The organism is Flavobacterium foetidum (assembly GCF_004634245.1).
Lineage (GTDB): Bacteria > Bacteroidota > Bacteroidia > Flavobacteriales > Flavobacteriaceae > Flavobacterium > Flavobacterium foetidum.
Genome location: NZ_SJTF01000017.1, coordinates 64,868 through 85,152 on the forward strand (window position 1 = coordinate 64,868; position 20,285 = coordinate 85,152).

24 protein-coding genes are annotated in these 20,285 nt (G+C 32.7%); all 24 read right to left on the minus strand.

Annotated features, from left to right (window positions below; translation table 11 throughout):
• Window positions 1-89: 89 nt before the first annotated feature.
• The 24 genes from E0W73_RS18950 to E0W73_RS19070 all read right to left on the minus strand — a co-directional run bounded on the left by E0W73_RS18950 (window position 90) and on the right by E0W73_RS19070 (window position 20,272).
• A complete protein-coding gene (locus E0W73_RS18950) occupies window positions 90-812 on the minus strand; it encodes a hypothetical protein (protein ID WP_135223610.1) in 723 nt (240 codons plus the stop codon).
• Window positions 812-1,357, minus strand: coding sequence for a DUF4240 domain-containing protein (locus E0W73_RS18955; protein ID WP_135223611.1), 546 nt, complete (start codon window positions 1,355-1,357; stop codon window positions 812-814). The genes E0W73_RS18950 and E0W73_RS18955 overlap by 1 nt, the downstream gene beginning before the upstream one ends.
• Before the next feature lie 304 nt (window positions 1,358-1,661).
• The gene (locus E0W73_RS18960) at window positions 1,662-1,901 is read right to left on the minus strand and encodes a hypothetical protein (protein ID WP_135223612.1); all 240 of its coding nucleotides are present in this window, start codon (window positions 1,899-1,901) and stop codon (window positions 1,662-1,664) included.
• A 282-nt stretch (window positions 1,902-2,183) separates the two neighbouring features.
• A complete protein-coding gene (locus tag E0W73_RS18965; protein ID WP_135223613.1) occupies window positions 2,184-2,612 on the minus strand; it encodes an SUKH-4 family immunity protein in 429 nt (142 codons plus the stop codon).
• A 116-nt stretch (window positions 2,613-2,728) separates the two neighbouring features.
• Window positions 2,729-3,181, minus strand: a complete 453-nt coding sequence (locus tag E0W73_RS18970; protein WP_135223614.1) for a hypothetical protein — start codon at window positions 3,179-3,181, stop codon at window positions 2,729-2,731.
• 189 nt (window positions 3,182-3,370) lie between these two features.
• On the minus strand, window positions 3,371-4,501 hold the full coding sequence (locus tag E0W73_RS18975) for a hypothetical protein (RefSeq protein WP_135223615.1): 1,131 nt from the start codon (window positions 4,499-4,501) through the stop codon (window positions 3,371-3,373).
• 438 nt (window positions 4,502-4,939) lie between these two features.
• The gene (locus E0W73_RS18980; protein WP_135223616.1) at window positions 4,940-5,167 is read right to left on the minus strand and encodes a hypothetical protein; all 228 of its coding nucleotides are present in this window, start codon (window positions 5,165-5,167) and stop codon (window positions 4,940-4,942) included.
• Between the two features lie 297 nt (window positions 5,168-5,464).
• On the minus strand, window positions 5,465-6,199 hold the full coding sequence (locus E0W73_RS18985; protein ID WP_135223617.1) for a hypothetical protein: 735 nt from the start codon (window positions 6,197-6,199) through the stop codon (window positions 5,465-5,467).
• Between the two features lie 636 nt (window positions 6,200-6,835).
• On the minus strand, window positions 6,836-7,192 hold the full coding sequence (locus tag E0W73_RS18990) for a hypothetical protein (protein ID WP_135223618.1): 357 nt from the start codon (window positions 7,190-7,192) through the stop codon (window positions 6,836-6,838).
• 471 nt (window positions 7,193-7,663) lie between these two features.
• Window positions 7,664-8,227, minus strand: coding sequence for a hypothetical protein (locus E0W73_RS18995; RefSeq protein ID WP_135223619.1), 564 nt, complete (start codon window positions 8,225-8,227; stop codon window positions 7,664-7,666).
• Between the two features lie 293 nt (window positions 8,228-8,520).
• Window positions 8,521-9,327 (minus strand): DUF1266 domain-containing protein, encoded by an 807-nt coding sequence (locus E0W73_RS19000; RefSeq protein ID WP_135223620.1) that lies wholly within the window; start codon window positions 9,325-9,327, stop codon window positions 8,521-8,523.
• 136 nt (window positions 9,328-9,463) lie between these two features.
• Window positions 9,464-10,249, minus strand: a complete 786-nt coding sequence (locus tag E0W73_RS19005) for a DKNYY domain-containing protein (RefSeq protein ID WP_135223621.1) — start codon at window positions 10,247-10,249, stop codon at window positions 9,464-9,466.
• 49 nt (window positions 10,250-10,298) lie between these two features.
• Window positions 10,299-10,718, minus strand: coding sequence for a hypothetical protein (locus tag E0W73_RS19010; protein WP_135223622.1), 420 nt, complete (start codon window positions 10,716-10,718; stop codon window positions 10,299-10,301).
• Between the two features lie 17 nt (window positions 10,719-10,735).
• On the minus strand, window positions 10,736-11,380 hold the full coding sequence (locus tag E0W73_RS19015; protein ID WP_135223623.1) for a hypothetical protein: 645 nt from the start codon (window positions 11,378-11,380) through the stop codon (window positions 10,736-10,738).
• A gap of 55 nt (window positions 11,381-11,435) precedes the next feature.
• Complete coding sequence (locus tag E0W73_RS19020; protein WP_135223624.1) at window positions 11,436-11,993, minus strand: hypothetical protein; 558 nt, start codon at window positions 11,991-11,993, stop codon at window positions 11,436-11,438.
• Between the two features lie 128 nt (window positions 11,994-12,121).
• The gene (locus tag E0W73_RS19025) at window positions 12,122-12,760 is read right to left on the minus strand and encodes a hypothetical protein (protein WP_135223625.1); all 639 of its coding nucleotides are present in this window, start codon (window positions 12,758-12,760) and stop codon (window positions 12,122-12,124) included.
• A gap of 292 nt (window positions 12,761-13,052) precedes the next feature.
• Window positions 13,053-13,634 carry a hypothetical protein gene (locus E0W73_RS19030; protein ID WP_135223626.1) on the minus strand — a complete coding sequence of 194 codons (582 nt, stop codon included), beginning with the start codon at window positions 13,632-13,634 and terminating at the stop codon, window positions 13,053-13,055.
• Between the two features lie 28 nt (window positions 13,635-13,662).
• Window positions 13,663-14,124 (minus strand): hypothetical protein, encoded by a 462-nt coding sequence (locus E0W73_RS19035; protein WP_135223627.1) that lies wholly within the window; start codon window positions 14,122-14,124, stop codon window positions 13,663-13,665.
• A gap of 350 nt (window positions 14,125-14,474) precedes the next feature.
• A complete protein-coding gene (locus E0W73_RS19040) occupies window positions 14,475-15,176 on the minus strand; it encodes an Imm19 family immunity protein (protein ID WP_135223628.1) in 702 nt (233 codons plus the stop codon).
• Between the two features lie 355 nt (window positions 15,177-15,531).
• A complete protein-coding gene (locus E0W73_RS19050) occupies window positions 15,532-16,527 on the minus strand; it encodes an HNH endonuclease (protein ID WP_135223629.1) in 996 nt (331 codons plus the stop codon).
• The gene (locus E0W73_RS19055; RefSeq protein WP_135223630.1) at window positions 16,527-17,561 is read right to left on the minus strand and encodes a DNA cytosine methyltransferase; all 1,035 of its coding nucleotides are present in this window, start codon (window positions 17,559-17,561) and stop codon (window positions 16,527-16,529) included. The genes E0W73_RS19050 and E0W73_RS19055 overlap by 1 nt, the downstream gene beginning before the upstream one ends.
• Window positions 17,561-18,787, minus strand: a complete 1,227-nt coding sequence (locus E0W73_RS19060; protein WP_135223631.1) for a DNA cytosine methyltransferase — start codon at window positions 18,785-18,787, stop codon at window positions 17,561-17,563. The genes E0W73_RS19055 and E0W73_RS19060 overlap by 1 nt, the downstream gene beginning before the upstream one ends.
• Window positions 18,774-19,142 (minus strand): helix-turn-helix domain-containing protein, encoded by a 369-nt coding sequence (locus E0W73_RS19065; protein WP_244248515.1) that lies wholly within the window; start codon window positions 19,140-19,142, stop codon window positions 18,774-18,776. Before E0W73_RS19065 ends, E0W73_RS19060 begins: the two co-directional genes overlap by 14 nt.
• Window positions 19,143-19,798: 656 nt before the next feature.
• Entirely contained in the window at window positions 19,799-20,272 is a 474-nt protein-coding gene (locus tag E0W73_RS19070) for a hypothetical protein (protein WP_244248516.1), read from the minus strand.
• Between the last annotated feature and the right edge of the window lie 13 nt (window positions 20,273-20,285).

Consider the following 20,285-nt stretch of genomic DNA (forward strand, 5'->3'; position numbering starts at 1 on the left):
TCAACAGCTAAAACTTTACAGCTCTCTGCATCATCTATATATTTTATGTCGCGTTTTAAAATGTAAACTCCTGCTGGTGCAAGCATCTTTTACCATGCAATATTTTGTCTATTTATATCGCCTAATTCATCGTTTGAAAGTGTTGTTTGCAAAAGGCTGGGTTTTTGTTTTCCTATCAATTTTTGTAACTTTTTGTCTTCAACAGGAAACATTTGAGTTACGGTTAGGCTTGATAAAGAGGTGTTTTTTAAAAGAGGAATTAAATTTTCTGCTAAAATTCTGTGTTTATCAACAGCCATCCAGGTATCAAAGACTTTCAGACATGGTAAAAATTCCAATGCTGAAAAATCAAATTGTTTTCGAATGTCATTTTCATTGCGACATACTGCAAAGATTGTATGTAAATGTTTTAAACTTTGAAGTTCAGAAAAATTATCAATGCCAAGCAGATTTAGATACAAGTATTCTACATTTGAAAATGTTCTTATAAAATCAATACTTTGAAGATATTTCTTATCTTGCTTTAAATTATGCAAACGCAGGCTGGTAATATTTTCATTTCCTTTTAAATCTGTCCAATAATCACTTTTACAGGCTAAAAAACCTAACTTTTTCAATGATGGAAAATGTCTCAAAAAATCAAAACTGTTGATTGTTGAACCCGAAATTATAAGACTAGTTATTTGAAGCAAGTCTGCTGTTTTTCCTGTGATAGTTTCTGTAGATTTTTTAAAGTTCGAAAAATCTGAAAAATCAAGTACTTTCATAACATTTTCAGAAACGACTATTTTCGGTATATTTTTATCTTTCATTATTTCTCTGATTCTGTCAATTTTTTTTCGCTAACGCTCTTTTCCCCTTTCTGGCGCAAGTCCCACTTGTGGCTGCTGTATTCAAAATTGCATTTAGTGGCTTCTTCGTCAAAATCTTTTTTAAATTCTTCTTCAATTACATGTATTGGCAAATACGAAGCTTCTTCCCAAGACGGAATATCTTCTTCTTGTATTTTATTGAATTCCAAGCATAAACTGTCTACATTTTCAAGTGCTTTGTAAAATACATCTCTGCCTCTTGTAATGAGCCAGTTTCTAAAATCCATAAAACCATCATCACTGCATCCGCCCATAACAATATAGGCCACCGCCCATAAATCTTGTCTGTAGGCTTTGTTTTCTAAATCGCCGAAAATACATTCATAGGCAACAATTTCTTTTATGCTTAGATTTTTAAGTTCAGAAACCAGTACTTCCTGTTGTTCATCGAGAGTTGGGTAAAGGTTATTATTTGTTTTTAAAGAAGTTTCTATTATTTGCCAAAATTTGTCCTCTGTTAAGGTATCAGTTGGTTGCGTTCTCATGTTTTTTTTATTTTAAGTTTTTTATGTATTTAATGGTTGTTGAATTTATTTGAAACTTGAGGGTTGTATAACGGGCAATCGAATTTCAGTATCGTAGCGATAATTCTGTTCCTACTGTTTCCGTTCATGCTGTAACATCGAACCGTACAAATTGTGTAATCCGTGTCCGCTCCAATTATTAAATCTTATTTTATTCTCCTAGTTTTTATTTTTCTTCTCTTTCACTTTGCCGAGATACTTTACGGGCATAGATTTCAAATCTGCACTATCGGGTTGCAAACTGGCACTATCTGATTCTTTTCTTTCATAATCTATTATTCTTTTTTCTTAAATGTGTTAATCTTACAAAGCCTTTCATGGCTGTATTTTCAGGACCAAATACATTATAATAATGGTGTTCGCAATAGCATAATTTATCGCCTATCTGTACATTGGTATGAGGCGGTATAATCATTTGGGCGATATCTATTTCAAATTCATTTTCATCTGTATCTACAAATTGCATTACATTATCTTTTATAGAGGTAACCTTTAACTGTCTCATGATAAATGATTATTTAAATAATCTTTCTGTTGCGGTAAACACTACTTGTTTAAAACTTGTAACTCGTTGGGTGAAATTATTTTCAACACATAGAAACATAGTTTAACTAAACTTAAAAAAGGCGTTTCACTAGTCTAAATGCACATAGTTTAGCTATGTGTGGAAACTTGTTTCTTCCATTTTCTTTTTTCGGCACAAAAAACTATGCTTCTATGTGTTAAAATGCTTTTATTTTTAATTACACCCAACGGGTAACTTGTATTAAATTCATATTGCCAAAAATTATATGCCATAACCAAATTCTTCTACAGCTACTGGCCACAATTGGTTTTCTTGGGCGAAGGCATTTTTATCCAATATTCTTAAATCTTTTTTAAGCTCTGAAGCAATCATTTTACGTTCTTTATCGCTGATGTCTTCTGCTGCATCACTTAATTTAGCCCACCGTATTGTACATTGGCAAAATTGCTCTAATGTTGAATTTACCAAAGAGATATTCATTTCATCATCTACAATCTTAACCTCGCCACTTTTGCGGTCAACTACAACTATAAAAACCACATCTTTTATAATCAATGCACATTGTTGTTGGTTGATATTGATATCCTGATATGGCAAAGCCATCCAAACACCCTCAATAGGCGCAGCTGTTAAACCTGTTTTTCCTATTTCTGAAAGTTTGGACGAAATGTATCCATCTGTGTATTTCATGTTGTTTTCACAATTTAAATTGTTGATTCAATACAAATCACTCTGCCGGTATAACTAAATGCTCCTATAGAAATAACCGAGTTTTATAATGGTTTTAGACAAACAGATTGTGTGTTTCATATTGATTGTTGTCGTATTGCTTTTTGTAATTCTTCTAAAATGTAAAAAGGGGGAAGGTTTTTTAAATTAGTCATAAACCCGCGATTTTTTTCAGATAAACCTAGAATATCAATTCTTTTAAGTTTCTGATTGCTTTCGTATTTAACAGCAATTGTGTAGCTCCATCCCCAGTTTTTTCTGTACTCTGGAATTAAATATTTTATAGAAGATAATTCTATAGATTTTTCTTTGCCAAAAGTTTTTTGATAAAAAAGTTTGTTTCCGTTTATATAAGCTTTAACAGGGTAAATAAGTACGAATGCAATGCAAGCAATTATAAAGAATCCGATTAATACAAACCTGGCTTCTTGTTCACTAATAAAAAACATGCCTAAACTTAATAATACAAAAGGAAGAATTTTGTAAATGAAAAGAGCTTTTTGTCCTTTTCCTTGAAGTAAATCTGTCATATTTTGTTGTTTTTTAAAAATTAAGAATTGTATGAAAAGACCGATTTCGGTATCAATCGGTTTTATTTTTTTAATGCTTTGATGCAGCGGCAATAAGAATTAAATTAGGGCTGGATATTGGTATGAGGAACCAATTTTTATAAAATATGCAGTCATCGTTTATTGTTGTATTAAAACTTATCTAAAATTTCAGGTTTTTGGCCGGTTAGCTGTTTTTGAGTTCATCAGGCTGTCAAATTCTGGTGTAATGATGATGATTTTTATTGTGGTTTTTGCTACATCGTTCAAATAATGTTTAAAGACATTTGCCACTTCATTTTCAGAAGGTTTTTCTGAAAGAACATAATCATCATCTGAAAATCTATCGTAAATCGCTTGGGCTGTTTTGATGAGTAATTTTATGATTTGATTTTTATTCTTCCAGCGAATTCCAAATGATGATGCAATACCATGTATACCTTCATTAGAACGAAAAGGCAGTCCTATATTATCGATTATAGCATCTTTTTGATTGGAATTGATTGTGTTGAACAAAGATTCAATTGTTCTTTTTTCTACATCGTCTTCTGAAACAACTACGGCATAATTCGAATTGCTTGTAGGATTGGTAACAAATACAAGCTTACTGAAGTTAATGGTTTGAATGTGGGCTAAACTTTGTTGTGGATTTTCTATCTCATAATAATTATAGTCAAAACTTCTGCCATCGATTTCAAAAGTATCTTTAGAACTATTTGCAAAAGAGCCTTTAATGTCGCACAGACTTTCAGCTAATGCTATTGGATTTAACATGTTTAAGTCAATACCGGTATTAAAATAAGAAGGTCTTGAAATAGATAAATTTAATCCTGATAAATCAGTTGGCTTTATCATTGCCTTAAGTTTGTTTCTTTCTGCTTGTAACTTTTGGTTTTCCTCGAGATATTTATCTTTACTGATATTGGTAAGGTTCAATACGAAACGGTTTTCTTCGTCACGTTCAGCATAGTAAAATTTGATAAGAAGCTTATTACCTTCGTTTTTTATTTCATATACACTGTCAAGAAGCTGTCCGGTTTCTTTTATTCGGCAATTGGTAAATGATTTAAATTCAGATATTTTTAGTTTTTTCTTGTACGGATACGAAAAAATAAGTGAATCGTTACTTACTGAAAGATGAATCTGCATTTTGGAAATCATCTCCATATAGGATTCTGTTATTCCCCATATAGGTTTGTTATCAATTCTAGCCACTTGTTCGGCTTTCCAATAAGTTTCTGTTTTTTGTCCGTTGCAGCTGTACAGTGTCAAGATTATAATTATAATGTTAATATTTTTCATTTATTTATTATGTTTTTTAATCTTTCTATTCATCAGACGTGTAGAGTTTTTGTCTTATCATTTTCTTATTGCTACTATTACCAGACTAAGTCTTTGGCTTTGTTTTAGATTTACGTGGACTCAAGCGAACACTTCAACTAGTTGGTTTTTTTGTTTAATCATTCATTAAAGACTTACAAGGTTTTAGAAACCTTATTAGCCGTTCGCTTTTTATTCGATATCATATTTTTCATACAACTCGTCTTGCATTTCATAAAGTTCAGGTGGCATTCCCTCTATAAAATTTTCAGGTTCCTCAACTTTTTGGCCTTCAATTTTCTCGAACATAATGTCAGGTATATTTCTTACCGTAATTTCATCTGCGTAATCATTTGTCCAGTCGTAGTTTTCGTGCGATAGGGAAAGAGGCGGTCTGATAATTATTGCCCCATTATTAAATTATACATCTTCGTGCCATATCTGTTTTAGGGATATTCCTTTGCTAAAAGTTTCTTTTGTATCGTCTTCAAAAGAAACTTCAACTATAATATCATCATCATTATCATCTGATTGTTGAATCCAATCAACCCATTCAATCATTGGCGATAAATCTCCATTTTCTCGAACTATTCTATATCCTTCTCCAAGGTTTTCAGATAGTACATTTTCAATTTTTTCTAAATTCATTTTTACTTTTTTTTGTTTTTAATGTTTTTGTAAATAATAGATACCCGATAACGCAAATTTGCAATGATGACCGTTCCAATTAGTAAATCCTTATTTATTCGCCTAGTTTTTATTTTTCTTCTCTTCCACTTTGTTGAGATACTTTACGGGCACAGATTGCAAATCTGTACTATCGGGTTTACAAATCCCGCGATACGGGCCACATTACAAATGTAGAGCAGTAGTGATAAGTCTCTACACGAAGCGTTAAGCTTCCAGTAGGTCTCCGCTTTTGGCAGTCCTCGTTGGTCGTAATTTTTATTCATTTATAAATACGATATTGCTAACGAGTTTTTTTCTCGTGAAAGAATGCTTTGATAAATAGTAAAATTCAACAATTCGTTGGTTCAAATATTCAATATCATTTTTGAGATAATCGATACTTTCTTTTAGTTCTGCAGTTAACGTTTTTCTTTTATTAAGAATACTGTCATTTACTATGATTTTCTGTTGATTTTCAAGAATTTTTAATGCCTCTTCTGTATTTTTTATTTCTTGTAAACTTGCTGAATTACTAAATGTAGACATCACTAAATTATAAACTAACTGTAGTCCAATTTTTTTTCCTTTCAAAGGGCATAATCCTTCGTTAACATAACGCTGTAAACTCATATTTTCTATTTTATTTGGTGGAATTCTTACTATGTCTTCTTCGATATTAAGTTTTTTAAAATAGTTAGAACTAGAAACTATTTCGTAAACAAATCTTCCTCCACATTCTTTATCAAATTTTTCAATTGAATTTTGTGTTTGAATTGTTTGGAATGGTTTTTCTTCTAGAAATGGTTCAACAAGTCTCGTAAATAAATAAATAGTATCTTTTGTGTTGTTTTTAACTTCAAATTCAATATCGATAATCCCTCTTACTAAAACTTCATCGCCATCTCGGCTAAGTACCTTTTTGTCTAAAGATGCTTTTTTTATCGTCAAAGTCTGGCCAAATAAGGTAATTCCAATTAAAAGTACAGGAATAGTAAAAATTATTTTTTTCATTGTATATATTTTTCGTTTTATAATGGCGCTACCCATTGCTCTTCGCGATTACTTTGTGAACTCGCAAAGCTCGGTTTACAATCCCGAAGCCTTATCTACGGATTTTCAACCTTGATAGCACAGATTTGCAATCATAAGTATTCTAAACCTTACTTCGTTGAAGATATCGTCAACTTGATTGCAAATCCGAGCTATCAGCCACATTATTTGTCTTTTTTAATGAAATTCTTTACGCCAATATATGTTAAGATAATCCCTGCAATCCAAAATAAACATGCCAGCCAATTTCCACCAATGTTGTACAAGAATGCCAGCTTTTTGCCTACACCACCAATTGTTTCTCCTCGTTCAAATGCCGAAAATTCATTAAAGAAATAAAATCCTCCTATGATTAATGCTATCCCTATAATTGGTGTCCAAATTTGGATTGTATATCTTGTAGTTTTTCTGCTCTTTCAATCGCTTTTTTTTGTTCGTCTGTTTGATTTTCCATGATTTATCATTAGCTGAGATTTTAATCTTTGCCAGCTCCAATTAGTAAATCCTTATTTATTCTCCTAGTTTTTATTTTTCTTCTCTCTTACTTTGCCGAGATGCTTTACGTGTATGGATTGAAAAATCTGTTTTATCGGGTTTCTATCCGGCATATACATAAGTTGTTGCATTAGTAAAGCAATAATGAATCCAATAGCCAGCTTCTTTACTGTAACCTTTTAAAATTAAGCTATCAGATACAGCCTCTATTTCCTGTATTAAATCAAAAGTTTCAAGATTTTTCTCCAATATGATTTCACTGAATTTACCAAATGGTTTGTCAGAAATGTACATTTTTATCTGAAACACTTCCCAATCCTTAATGTGAATTGTTATATCAGGAATGTATCTCTTTTCGATAATATCATAACCTTTTTCAGATTTGATGACTATTTCTCTTTCTTCTATCGTTATAGAAATTATTTTGCAATCTGCTAAAATAATGTTGTCTATTTTCATAATGTGCTAAATATGATTGCGCTTAGCTTTACTCAGTGGCAATAACTCAAATTCGCAATCCCTGCCCACAAAGATTTGTTCATCCTCATAATAAAGCTTCACGATTTTACTAAGCTTTTGTTTTGATGATTTTTTATGGTTTCATACTATTTAGTACACGAATTGCAAACCCACATCATTATGTTACTGGAAACGGTCGAAATTGAAGCCAAAAATTAACGCACAAAGTAATAAGCTAAGAATGGCTCCTGTCATAAATAGGCCAAAAATAAAAGCGGGACTTATTTTTCCGTCATATAATTTGAGTGCCAGTCCGGCCAAAATAAGACCATTTATCAAACCATAAAATCCGATAAATGACCTGAAAAAAAAGCAGAGCACTAATAGTAGTAACTGCAATGCAATAAATCAAATTTTAAGTTGTTTATAATTCATTTTTATTAAAATTTAATGAGTATATTCTAAGCTGTTTTAATTTGCTGTTTCTTTTACCTTGTTTTGTTTGAGGTTTTCCATCCATTTTTCGAGGTTGAAAAAATCTCTTTTAGCGAATCTTATTTTTTTGCCATTGCTTAAAAAAATCTCGTAATAATATTTCTTTACATAGAAGAAGGAAGCAGAATTTTGCGGAGAACGTATTCTCTCTTCTTCGAAAGTCTTGGCGATGGCTTTTATTTGGTCATACGGATAGTTTTTTTTGTAAAAAACGGAATGAATTTCCATTGCATAATAATAGAGCCGGATTTTTCGTGTAATAAAAAACACTTCTCTTCCTAGAAAGTAGAGACAAATTGATAAAACAAAAAGAGGGAGAAAGATTCCCTGAATTGGTTTCGACCAATCCATTTTCAAATCAGGTATTGTTGGATTTGGATATAACAACTGTCTTATATAAAACGCTGTGAGTAGTGCCATTCCGGCTGTTTTTATAGAAAGCAAAAAATAATTGGGGTAGATTGTCCGTATCAGAGCACCTTTAATTTTATCATTTGAGGAAGTAATTCTAACATCGAGAGGAGCATAAACGGTTCTCATGTTAGTAGTTATAAAAAATTAGTAACTCCTTCTCTGAAAAAAAGTGAAATTCGCTACTGTTAATTAGTAATGAATTGTAAACGAGTTGATTATTTGCAGATTGTCTGCAGTTTGAAAAATTCATTTTGATAAAAATTTTGAATGTATTTATCAAAAATATTTCCTCTTACAGAATAATTGTGCCAATGAAAGTTAAAAAAGCAGTAAAATAGGGTAGCATTTGTGCTTGAGAATTTGTACTGCTTTTTTGAAGTGAATGAGTTGCAAATCTGAATTATCAAGTTTCATGATAATTACCAAGCAAGCTGTTTCCAAGGGCTGTTAGGCTCTTCCTGAAGGTATTTTGCAATTGATATTATACCCAAATTGTACGATTGAGCTCCGCCCCACATGGCTCTTCCAAGAAGATAGCTTTTGGCATAATCATTCCAATTGGTAAAAGTGCTTTTAGCCAAAACATCTGCAGCGTCGATAAATGTCCAGGCCATTTCTTCGGAGATATATCCGGCATCAAAACAGATTCGGCTTAAAAAGACCAAACGTCCGCAATCCCAGCCAGCAGAGCCATATTTTAAGATGTCGCTGTCTTGCAAAAGTACATTGTTGGTTTTAAGCTCTTGTAGTGTGTCTTTAAGATTCTGCAGTTGCGAAAAGGCTCTGTCCAAATCATCTTCATTGCTGAATTTGTTTAGTATAATTGCTGTTTGCTGATTTTCATTGGCAGTGAATGCCTCATAGACAACAGGAAGAAAAAACCTGTGACCTCTGTCTTTTAAATTGGTAAGCGCTTCTAAAGCCTCTTGCGGATTTGTAATGCCCCACCAGTTTGCCAAAAGTTCCTGCAGTGTACTTTTTCCCAGACCAGTTTCTAATGAATTTATATAGGCAATCTGCTGTTCGCTATAAACGGCTCCCAAAGCTATTTTTCTGTATTGAGCAGGCGTTAAGTTTGCGTTTTTATTTAAATGAATTTTATTGAAGAGTCCTTTTGCTATTTTTCTGGTGTTTCTGAAAAAAGGCAAAATTTTCGCTTTAAAATAATACCCTCCTATAATTGTAATTATTATAAGAAGCACAATATTGTTTAAGATTTTATTCATTGGATAAAAATTAGTTTTATTTATCAAAAATATTTTCTCTTACAGAGTAATTGTACCAATGAAAGTTAAAAAAACAGTAAAATAGGGTAGGTTTGTGTTTGATTGTTTGATTGTGTTTTTTTGTTTGAGGCACGAGTTATAAATCTACTTTACCGCAGTTTAAGTTCTCTTCTAATTCTTCATGAGACATTACTCTGCCTAACATATAACCCCAATTTTTATCTTTGGCAAAACGCAACATTCCAGTAATACAGGATACAGGAAGTAATTCAAAGATATCAATATCGGCTTCTTTTATTAAGTTATTTGTGAAATAAAATCGGTTTTCGTCCTTGGAATAATAGGAACTTTCATGTAGTCTTTTCCATGTAGCAGGATTTGCTTTTGGTAAGCGTGTACCTCCAAAATATACATATTTATCATCTTTGGAAAAACATTCGTCTATACGCTGAAAGGTATTTTTATGTGTGCCTTTTATTAAAACGGGTTTGTACGAATAATACTCCATCCACCAAATACCCGATTTATCACTACTGAACGAAAGTTTAGAATCTCTCAATCCGTCACTGCTGATTTGAAATCCGGAATCCAGTACTTCAAAGGTGTCGTAATCTACATTTTTTACTATTCCGCCTATCGAATAAATGTGGTTTTTATCTTTTGCAAAATGGTAGTTCAGTACTTCAAAGGTTTCTGGGGCAGAGCCTTTATAGGCAGAATTTGCCCTGTAGCATTTGTTTTTATCTTTTGCAAAACCCATACAATGTACAAAAGTTTCAAAATCTGCACCTTTTACCGGATAGCTGTTAAATAAAACGGTTTTACCATCTAGTGAGTAATAAAGTTCGTCTTTTTCTTTGGTTCCGGGTTTGCCAAACTTGGGTAAGGTTACCACTCTTACTTTTTTCCAGATATTATTCATATTGTTTTATTTTTTTATTCTACTTATGCGCATAGATTGCAAATCTGCGTTATCGGTTTTTCGCTTTTTTAAAAACAGTAGTTAAAAAATACTTTTCTGGTTTTTCTAAGGTGCCGTCAGCTTTTTCAATTGTGGGAGCGGTTTTAAATATTAATTTTCCGTTTTTAACCGTCATTTCAGTATAATCATTTTCATGAATCTTAGCAGGAATGACTAATTTATTGTTCTGATAGTAAGCCTTTAAGAAAAGCGCCGGAGCTTCGCCACTTCCAATATCGATTATTGTGGCGTAATCTTTATTTTTTTCAAACTTAATTTCGACTGTATTGGTGTAATACTTTCGCTCAATAATCCATTTTCCTGCAAAAAGTGTTTTAACATTTTCAGGAATTGGACGGGTTTGACCAAAAGACATTCCAATTGAACAAATGAATAAAAATTTGATAATAAGAAACTTTATAGCTTTCATTTTGATGTTTATTTGGTTTATTCAAAAGTCACTTCTATTTTCGAAATCTTCCATTTCCCATTTTCTTTAACCATAGATACATGTGGTCTGGAATAAAACCCGCCCTCTAGCGAGTCAGACACTTTAAGCACAACAACGGCAGTATTAGCTTTGACGGAATATTTTTCTATTTCTGCTTTGTTCAACGTTTCGCCCTGTCCGTTTGTCCAAATCATATAATGAGTAAAGGCGCATTCATTTCCTTCAACATATTCGGCTGGATTCACAGCGCCAGACTCTTCGACTTGCTTCCAGCTTACTGTTCTCAATTTGTCTTCACAATCTTTGAAAGATAGTTTCTCGTTTTCATAAAATTTTGAAGAAAAATAACCGCTGGTTTTTAGGAACTTCTTATGTTCAGAAACATCTAAAACATAAATACTGTCTTTTGACAAAACTACATCTGGAGATTCTACAAACTTCTTGAGATAAATATCTTTCAGATACCAATTGTAAAAGGCGAGAGCAACGTTCTGCGGTTCGTTTTCAAAGTCTGTCTTTTTATTGTCGAATTTTCTTTCTGTTCCAATTTGGTTTTTTGACTCTGTTTTAGAATCCTCCTTTTTACAGGAAATACTAATGACAAAAAACAACAGAGCACAGATTGCACATTTTTGTTTCATTGATATGTTGTTCTAAATTTTTTTCTGGAATTTGTATAACAAATCGATTATGATTTTAATAGACTTTTATTCGAGCCAAAAGAATAAAACTAAGAAAGATAATCATAATTAGGAATAGGGGATAAGTCCACCATACCGATTTCCACGAAAAGTAAGGTTCATACTTCAGTATCTGTATGTATTTACCATTAAAAAATTTGTCTTTGGTATTTGCAAATCTTGTCGTTTTACCCTGTATATCCATGTTTATGGTAACAACATCATCATACTGTTTGGCTGCTACTTTTGCCTTTTCTTTGTAAGTTTCCTTAAAATTTTCTAGGTCTTTTACTACCAATATCGCTTTGGGTAATGTATCATGCTCACTCGAATATAACATTACATTTATAGCGTCCTCATATTCTCGTTGTTGTTCCCCGATATAAAAATGGCTAATTTCAAATTCCTCTTCGTTTGCATCAGGTAATTTATTTATAGAATAACTATGAAAGGTTTTTTGGCTTGCAGTATAATCGCTTTTGATGGTTATTACAAAAAATACAATAGCTGTAATTAAGAGAAGCAATGGCTTAATACTTCCTATTAAATTGTGTGAAAAATTGTTGTTAGTCATTGGTTAGAGATATATTTATTTTTATGGTTCCTTGAAGTATTCTCAATCACAGCAATCTTTAGCTTTTTAAGGATTGTTTTTTGAAGAATACTTCGTTAAAGTTTGATATTTAATACATAATTACTTTTTTACCAAAAGTGATGATAGGGAAGCCGGAGCTCCGAGGCAATTACTTTATCTTTTAGAAAGAAGACGGTCATTGTCCAGTCATTCAAAACCAAATATTCTATTTCGCTTTTACCAGTGCCAATATCTCCATATTCTTTTGAACCTTTTCCCAACATATCTTTTATTTGTGTTCTTGTCAGGCCAATCAATTTTTTCTCTCGAACTAAAGTCTTGGCCATTTTTTCAGGTTTATACAAAGATTGCATCCAAAGTGTTTTACTGAAAGGGGTATGATTGAAATTGTTTTTGAGCAAATAATTTGATGTGGAAAGTACAAGTAGAATGGGCAAAACAAGGATTCCCAATGCCGTGTATTTTTTGCCCTTTCGCAGGTAAAATTTAGCAACAAGAAAGGCAATAGCTAAAATCAGAACTGATATATAAAATTGCTGGATATGCTGGTTTTCTATCTCATTTAAAGGTTGTCCGCCTTCAATACTAAAGGTAAAAAAGAGGTAAAAAAATCCAATAATCAATATTGTAACAGTAGTGATGGTCAGGCTGATTAGTAATGATACAATTGGATGATAACTCGCATGTTGATGTAAGTGTCCTGTTTGTGAGGTTGAAGAATTATTATCGAATTGCAATGGTTTCATAATCAGGTAAAAGTATCAAAATCTGAAAATGAAAACAGCTTCTAAAAGTCATTACTTTATTAAAATAAGTTTTGACCCGTTTGGTGAAATAGAATAAACTAGCTTCATTCAAGAATTAAAATCTAATCTGCTAAAATCCTTTTGCTTATAAATTTTTCACGCAGATTCAGACAGATTAAAGCAGATTTGTATCTAGGCTGATATTTGCATTAAGTGTTACTAAAATTCAATTGAAAAACTGCTGTTGAATTTTTCAATTTGGTCTGTCTGATGCAGATTATTTTGGAAGCAATTATTTTTTAGCCATTTTTATTTTTTTGTATTTATTGAATAATTCGGCACACTTTTCAGCATAATTAAAATAAGTTTCTTCAGAGAAGTTTTCTAAATTGATATTTCCAAATTTCATTTTTGTTTTGATAGTCGGTATTTTTATTAACCTATCTTTCTCCATATCAAAGTAATTCCAATTTCCTATATAATCATCTGTCAGCAGGTTTACACTTGATTCGCCACTCCCGTCATTCGCCGCATTTCCAAATTCGTATCTGCTCATCCCGATTAATTGTATCTTTTTTGTCTTGGAGTTGTATCTAAATTGATTTTTGTAGCCTGCACGCATCCAGTCATTGTAAAATATAAATCCGTTTTTTGATTCTTTAATTCCACAAGTTTCATTCAAGATTTCGATTGGTTTACTTGATATGGATTTATAATTCAATGTCGATAACTTACAAACGATTGTTGATTTTATAGAGTCAATAAGAACAGTATCCTCTTTACCATCAAAATCTATATCTTTGATTAACTTTTTTTGCCCAAATGAATAATTTGCCAGGATTATTAAGGCAAAAAGGATTGAGATTTTTTTCATATTATCAGTTTCTTAAGTTTAGTCTTTTTTAATCTTTATAGATGTCAAAGTCTTGAAATTTAACACGTCCAAAATCTTTTGCGGTTTTAATTTCGGTTTTTACATTTTCTGTGTCGGAGATTTGAAAACTTTCTAAACCATCTTTATACAAAAACCATTCTTTGTCTTTTTTGGAGTATTTATATGTGATTATACTTTTCCAACGCCAATTGCTTCCACCATAATGTTCAACAGAAAAATATCCGTTTTTTATTGTTATTCCCATAAAAGGGTCGCCCAACATTCCTCCGCATTGAATACAATAAACCGTATTATCATTTCTTCTGGCAAATTTTAGTTTATTCTCTTTGTCTCTTAGTAAAATTAACAAAGGTCTTCTTTCTGGATTATCAATATCGACAGACAAAGTATCTTCTCCATTTTTTTTAAGTACAACTATTAAGTCTTTAATTTTATCAAGATTTAAGTCGCCCGATGCAGTGTCCAGCACAGAATAGTTTTTTGGTATAAAGGCTGATAATTCATTCGGTAAATTATGAACGCCCCGTTTAAAAGATTCTCTTTTGGAAATAGTCACGTTTGTTGTTTTGTCATTACTTATAATTATTGTCCTTTCTGGTTTTCGATTTTGATTACAAGAAATTAATGTCAATATAATACAGAGAAGTATGTTTGTTTTGAGCTCTTTAGGTTGCATTTTTAAAATAATTTATGAATATAAGGCTAACGTGCCGGGGCTTGGCGTTCGGGCGGGTGAAGTCCGCACGAAGTGTCAAGCTACGACTAAACCCCGCCTGACGCCAAACCCTTGTTGGGCGTTCGGCGTTGTCATTCTGCCGATTAAATTGTCGGACTGACAAAGGTTTCAAGTGCCTTATTGAGTTCAATTACATCATCCTTATATCGAGGATATTTTGTAATATTTCGCACACTATGATTTGTATCATTGACAATGCCTATATCTTGGTTTGTGTAAAAAGGTTTATCGACGATTAAACCATTCACAATAAATTTTGCGATATAATCAGATTGTTTAGAAAACATAGATATTGATTTTAATTTTTCACTTACTAACGATTCGGCAAATTCTCTTTCACTTTCTTCAATTCCTGTCATTGGCAGTAAAAGTAAGAATAGCATTTCATATTTGTCAAAAGCAATAAGTTCTTTGAGCGTTAAAAACCAAGCCTCAAAATGTCCACCTAAATTCCCTATATATTTGGAATTAAGATAAAATGTCGTTTCGGACAAATGGAATTCTATTGCAAAACCTATTTCATCAGTTAATTTCCCTGCAATCGTTTTCGGATTTTCAAATAATCCTTCATCATCTGCTTCTGATTCTGGAAGAAATTCTTCATACCAATTATCAAAAGAAGCAATGTATGTTTTAACATCAACCACTTCATTAATTGCATCGTCTAAGTTCAATTCTTTTTGGTCATCATATCCTCTGAATCCAAGAATGTAATAATACAAAAAATTCAAATTGTCAAGCCCGATGTCCTTTTTTGTCAAAATCCGACTATCCATATCTTTCATTTTTTATGTCCTTGTCAGAACGATTAATATATTTTGTTTAATTTTCAATTTTCAGCTTCATTGTCTACCATGCTGTCAGGCTGACGCCCAACGGTTCGCGGCTTTGCGAAGTGGCGGATTTTTAGCACAAATGTTCATTTGAAAAACGAAACTTGAACCTTGCACTAAACTGTCATAGAAGCACGAAACCCGCCGTTTTGCAAAACCGATGTTAGCACTTCGCCCTTCTTTTCTGTCGTGTTTGTTCGTTGTAATTTCGTGTCTGTCTTGGTGCGTTGGCTTGGTGGCTCTTTTGAAAAAATTGGTTTTAGCGTGGGCTTGTGCGGTTTTGCAAATGTGCCACCAAAAGCAGTATCTAAACTATCCCTCTTGTCTGATTTGCTAAGTTTATATTTTCAATGTTTGGTCTTAATGTATGATTTGTTGGTAATTGAATTTTGTCAAATGCTAATGATTGAAATTTTCGAAAACCTGAATCAAGTCCAACCTTCTCTAAATATTCCATTTTACTATTGTTTATCAAAATGTTGAACTCGTTGTCAAAATATATTAACGAACGGTCATAAGCTGTATGATGTAATGCACATAGGCTAATACCATTACCAATGTCGTCAGTTCCCTTTTCGTGTGAATGTGGAACAATATGGGCTGCTTCAATTAACTCTAATTGGATTCCGCACATAGCACAACGATTGTCGTAAGCAGCATAAACTATAGATTTAAATCTTGGGTCACGTTTATACCTTGTATGTGTTATTGTTAAATGTCCCTCTGGAAAGTCAGCAAAACCGTCTTGGTTATTTGAATTTAATGTGTCAGATTCATTTACTAATGCTAATAATTCCTCGTCTGGGAGTAAATGAATATTTGATAAGTTCTCCAAATAAAGTCCCAAATAGTCAGGCAAAAAACTGATAACAGATTGTCCGTTTGTGTCCCGATAAGTAGCTATTTTATTTATTGCAGCTTGTCTTTGAACAGAAAATCTAGAATACAAAGAAATAGTTTGTCTCTGATTGAAACGGTCTCTCATTAAATATGGATTCCAAGCTGTGAAGACTTTTTCATCTGCAAAATATCCAAGAACAATTACATCTGTTCTTGAATTTAGTGCATCATTAAAATTGCCTGTTTTCGCAACTTGAATTCTACATTCATCTTGATTGCCTCTGCCGTCACCTGATTCGTGAACATTCTTGATTAAAACATAAAAAGTCTTTTTGTTAATTGAAAAACGATATGGATTGTTTCCATCAATGAATACTACGTTGTCTGAATACAAACGCAAACTATCAATTAGCAGATACTTTAAGTCTGAATGATTTAAGATTATGGTGTTTCTTACGCTCATTATTTAAAATATTGTTTTTTAATTTCATTAGCGATTCTATAAGCTAATAAAGGCGGAACAGCATTACCAATCTGTCTCCATTGCTCTTTATATGAGCCTAAGAAAATATGCTTGTCTTCAAATGATTGAATTCTTTTTATTTCTTCAATTCTCAAAAATCTATTTTTCCAATGAAATGGACCCATATTATTTGAGTGGCTGGCTTGAATCGTCCAAGAAGGTCTTTCGGGTGATAGTTTTAATAAGAAAGACCAATATCTTGAACGCCATTTGAAAATGGGTTGTGGATGGTTTCTCTCTTTTGTAAAAAATAGATAATTGTCACCTGGTGGAACTAATTTTAAAAGGTCTTTATGTTTTGAACCTGCTAACATTTTACTGTCCTCTGGAGAGTCAAAATCTATATCATTTAAAATATCGCCACAAGTCACCCACGGTTTTGTTCCTTTTATTGGTTTTGCTTGGTCAGAATGCGTTTGCTTAGGAAATTTAAAGTCCTCCATTGTTTTCTTTACACCAATGCAAATAAAACGTTGTCTTGTTTGAGGAACACCGAAGTCAGCAGCATTAAGAACACTGTGAAATATTTTATAGCCTAATCTTTCACTTTCTTTTTCGACCAATTCCAAAGCTGTCTGATGTGGTTTAAAAACAAATCCGTGGACATTTTCGAAAAAGAAAAACTTTGGATTCAATTCTTCAACTGCTCTAAAGTAATTTGAAACTGTCATAAATCCATCTTCATCATCAATACCTCTTTCTTTTTCTTTACGATAAAATCGAGATTTTGAGAATGGAGGGCAAGGAGGACCTCCTACTAAACCATCAATGACTTTGTGCTTCTTTTTAATTTTTTTAAAATCAACATTCTCAATTGTGTCACAAACAATCTCTGAATTTGGAAAGTTGGCTTTCAATGATTCGCAAGCTTTGTTCCAAATATCAGATGCAAAAACTGTTTCAAATCCTGCTTTTTCAAATCCAAAATCAATACCACCAACTCCTGAAAATACACTTACAATTTTTGGCTTCATTAAATATTAGAAATTAAATGTTTAACGATTGCTTTGCCTAATAGAGATGGCACAGCGTTCCCAATTTGTTTTTGTATTGAGCGTCTAGTTCCTACAAAATGGTAATCTTCAGGGAATGTTTGGATAGCCGCACTTTCAGGAACTCTTAATCTTCTATTATTCCAATGAAACGGACCAACCCAAGGACCAGGTTGAGCAGCAATAGTCCAAGATGGTTGATTTGGATGGAGTTTTAAGAGAAAATTCCAAAATCGCTTATTTGCTTCAAATTTTGGATTTGGATGTCCGCTTCTTTCAGTTAAAGCAAAATAATTTTGTCCGGGTGGTATTTGCTTTAATTCTTCATCATAAGTTTTTCCTGTAGTTAATTCTTCTGCTTCAAAGTATTTATCTGAATCAAATTTCCCAATCCAATCAATAACTCTTTCGTGTGGTAATAAATTTTTATTTACCAATATTTCTAATTCATCACCGTGAGTTTTTATTGGTTCTCCCAAAATGCCTTTTCTTGAAGCAATAAAGAATACTCTTTTTCTTTTTTGTGGTACACCAAAATCTAAAGCGTCAGCACGATAAACAATGAATTTATAACCCAACTTATCTATTGCTTCTTTTAAGTCTGTTACAGCTTGTGCGTTTTTTGGATGCAAAAGGCTTTCTACATTTTCAAGCAAGAATCCGTCTGGCTGAAGTTCTTCAACTATCCTTAAGTATTGCCCTATCATATTTCTTGGGTCTTCGCTTCCAAGTCTATTTTTATGTGTCACCCAATAACCCGCCTTTGAAAATGGTTGACAAGGAGGACCACCAACAAGGATTAATTTTTCAGGGTTATTTGCCTTTATTATTTTATTATAATCCTTGGCATACATTTCTTTAATGTCCTTGTGAAAGTGAGCAGAGTGGGCGAAATATTTGTTTGCTTTCATTGTTGCCACGCTATCTCTGTCAAAATCTAAACTAGAAATCACTTTCGCTCCTGCAAGTTGAGAACCAATATCAAGACCACCTGCCCCTGAAAAGAATCCAATTGTTTGAATTTTACTGTCAATTATCAAATCAACTTTGTCATTAACAGTATAACCACGCTGATTGAAGTCTATTCCGATAAACTCTTTTTTGGTAGATATTTTAAACTCGTCCTCAAATAATCTTATCTGCGGTTCTTGGACAAGCATTAAAGATTCTTTCGGCAACTTGTATTGAATTGTTTTAGTGCTTATCATTTTTCTTATGGTATTTTATTTTTTGTTCGGCAACTTTCAAGATTTCAATCCCATCTTCTTCCTCTAAAAGTTGGTATGTGATTTTATCACTTAAGTAACGAACTTTCAATTCTCCCTTGTCAATTTCAAATATTTCAGAAAGTCGTTCAATTATTTGTTCACTTGCATTTCTTTCGTTCTTCTCTATTTTACTCAGAGTTGAAGTGTCAATGTCAAGTTCAGCAGCAATTTTTCTTAAAGGTAGATGTTTGTCCTCCCTTAATTGCTTGATGTATTCTCCGAACGATGTGTTATTTATCTTGGACATTTTATGCTTTGACAATTTTTGTCCAAATTTACTGCTAAAATTCGTCACGACAATTTTTTTAACCAATAATTATTAACATTTCTTTCAATTGTCCACTTGTCGGGTGATGGGGGGGCTTTGGGTGCGGTTGGGCAAAATTAAATGTGGTGTTTTTGTGTCGGCAAGTGCGTTGGCAAAACACCTCTTTTAATTTTGCGAAGGGTTGGCATTTTGTCTCTCGTTTTTCTGTTCGTTTCTTGTCGGTCCTGTCGGTCTTTTAGGGTGAGTGCTAACATTATAATATACGCAATATATACAAAATCAACCATGCAAAACACGAAGCTGTTATTTTTTTGATAATAAGTACATTACCTGCGTCATCAAAACTTTCGTATTTTGTATTGATTTAAATGGATAGAAAATTCACCATACAAAATGCGTACATCTATGGAGCTTAAAAACGCTCTATTGCTCTTCGTGATTACTTTGTGAACTCGCAAAGCTCGGTTTGCAATCCCGAAGCATTATCTACGGATTTTCAATCCGAATAAAACGGGATTACAAATCCCGGGATAGGGGTTCGACATTGCAAATGTCGAACAGCGGCACAGCGACGATGTTGGGTTTTCGAAGCCGAAACTCACAATTACTGATATTTAATTGAAAACCGCAGTTCTGTTGCAATTCAGCCCGTATAAAACAAAGCCCGTTTTAGGCGTTCGCTTTCAAATCAATTCGATAAAATTACTATCCAACATTTGCAAAAGAACATTCGAATTATTTTTATCTTTTATTTTAAGAGCGATAGGTTTCAAATAGTTGAATATTAATTCGTTTAGTTTTTCATCGCCAAAGTCATGATTGTGTTCTATTATATCGCCATTTATTTCGAATTTCGGATGGTCGCTTTCATACTCTTCTTGCCATTCGGGGAATTCTAAAAAATCAAATTCGACAAATTGAAAATCTGGGCAATTGTTTTCTGCTTCGTTAAGTGTCTTGTCTAAGTTGAAATTTGTCGTCAACCAGCCAGCCCAAGGGCAACAATAAATTCCAATTGAATTTGGATTGCCGTTTTCTATTTTAAATCGTTCAATTGAATTTTGGATGAACTCTTCTATTTGTTTAGTGTTTTTGTCGATGTTTATCATATTTCTTTGTTTTTCACTCGTTGGCGCTTCCGTTTTTATTTCTTCCATAATAAACTTCCTT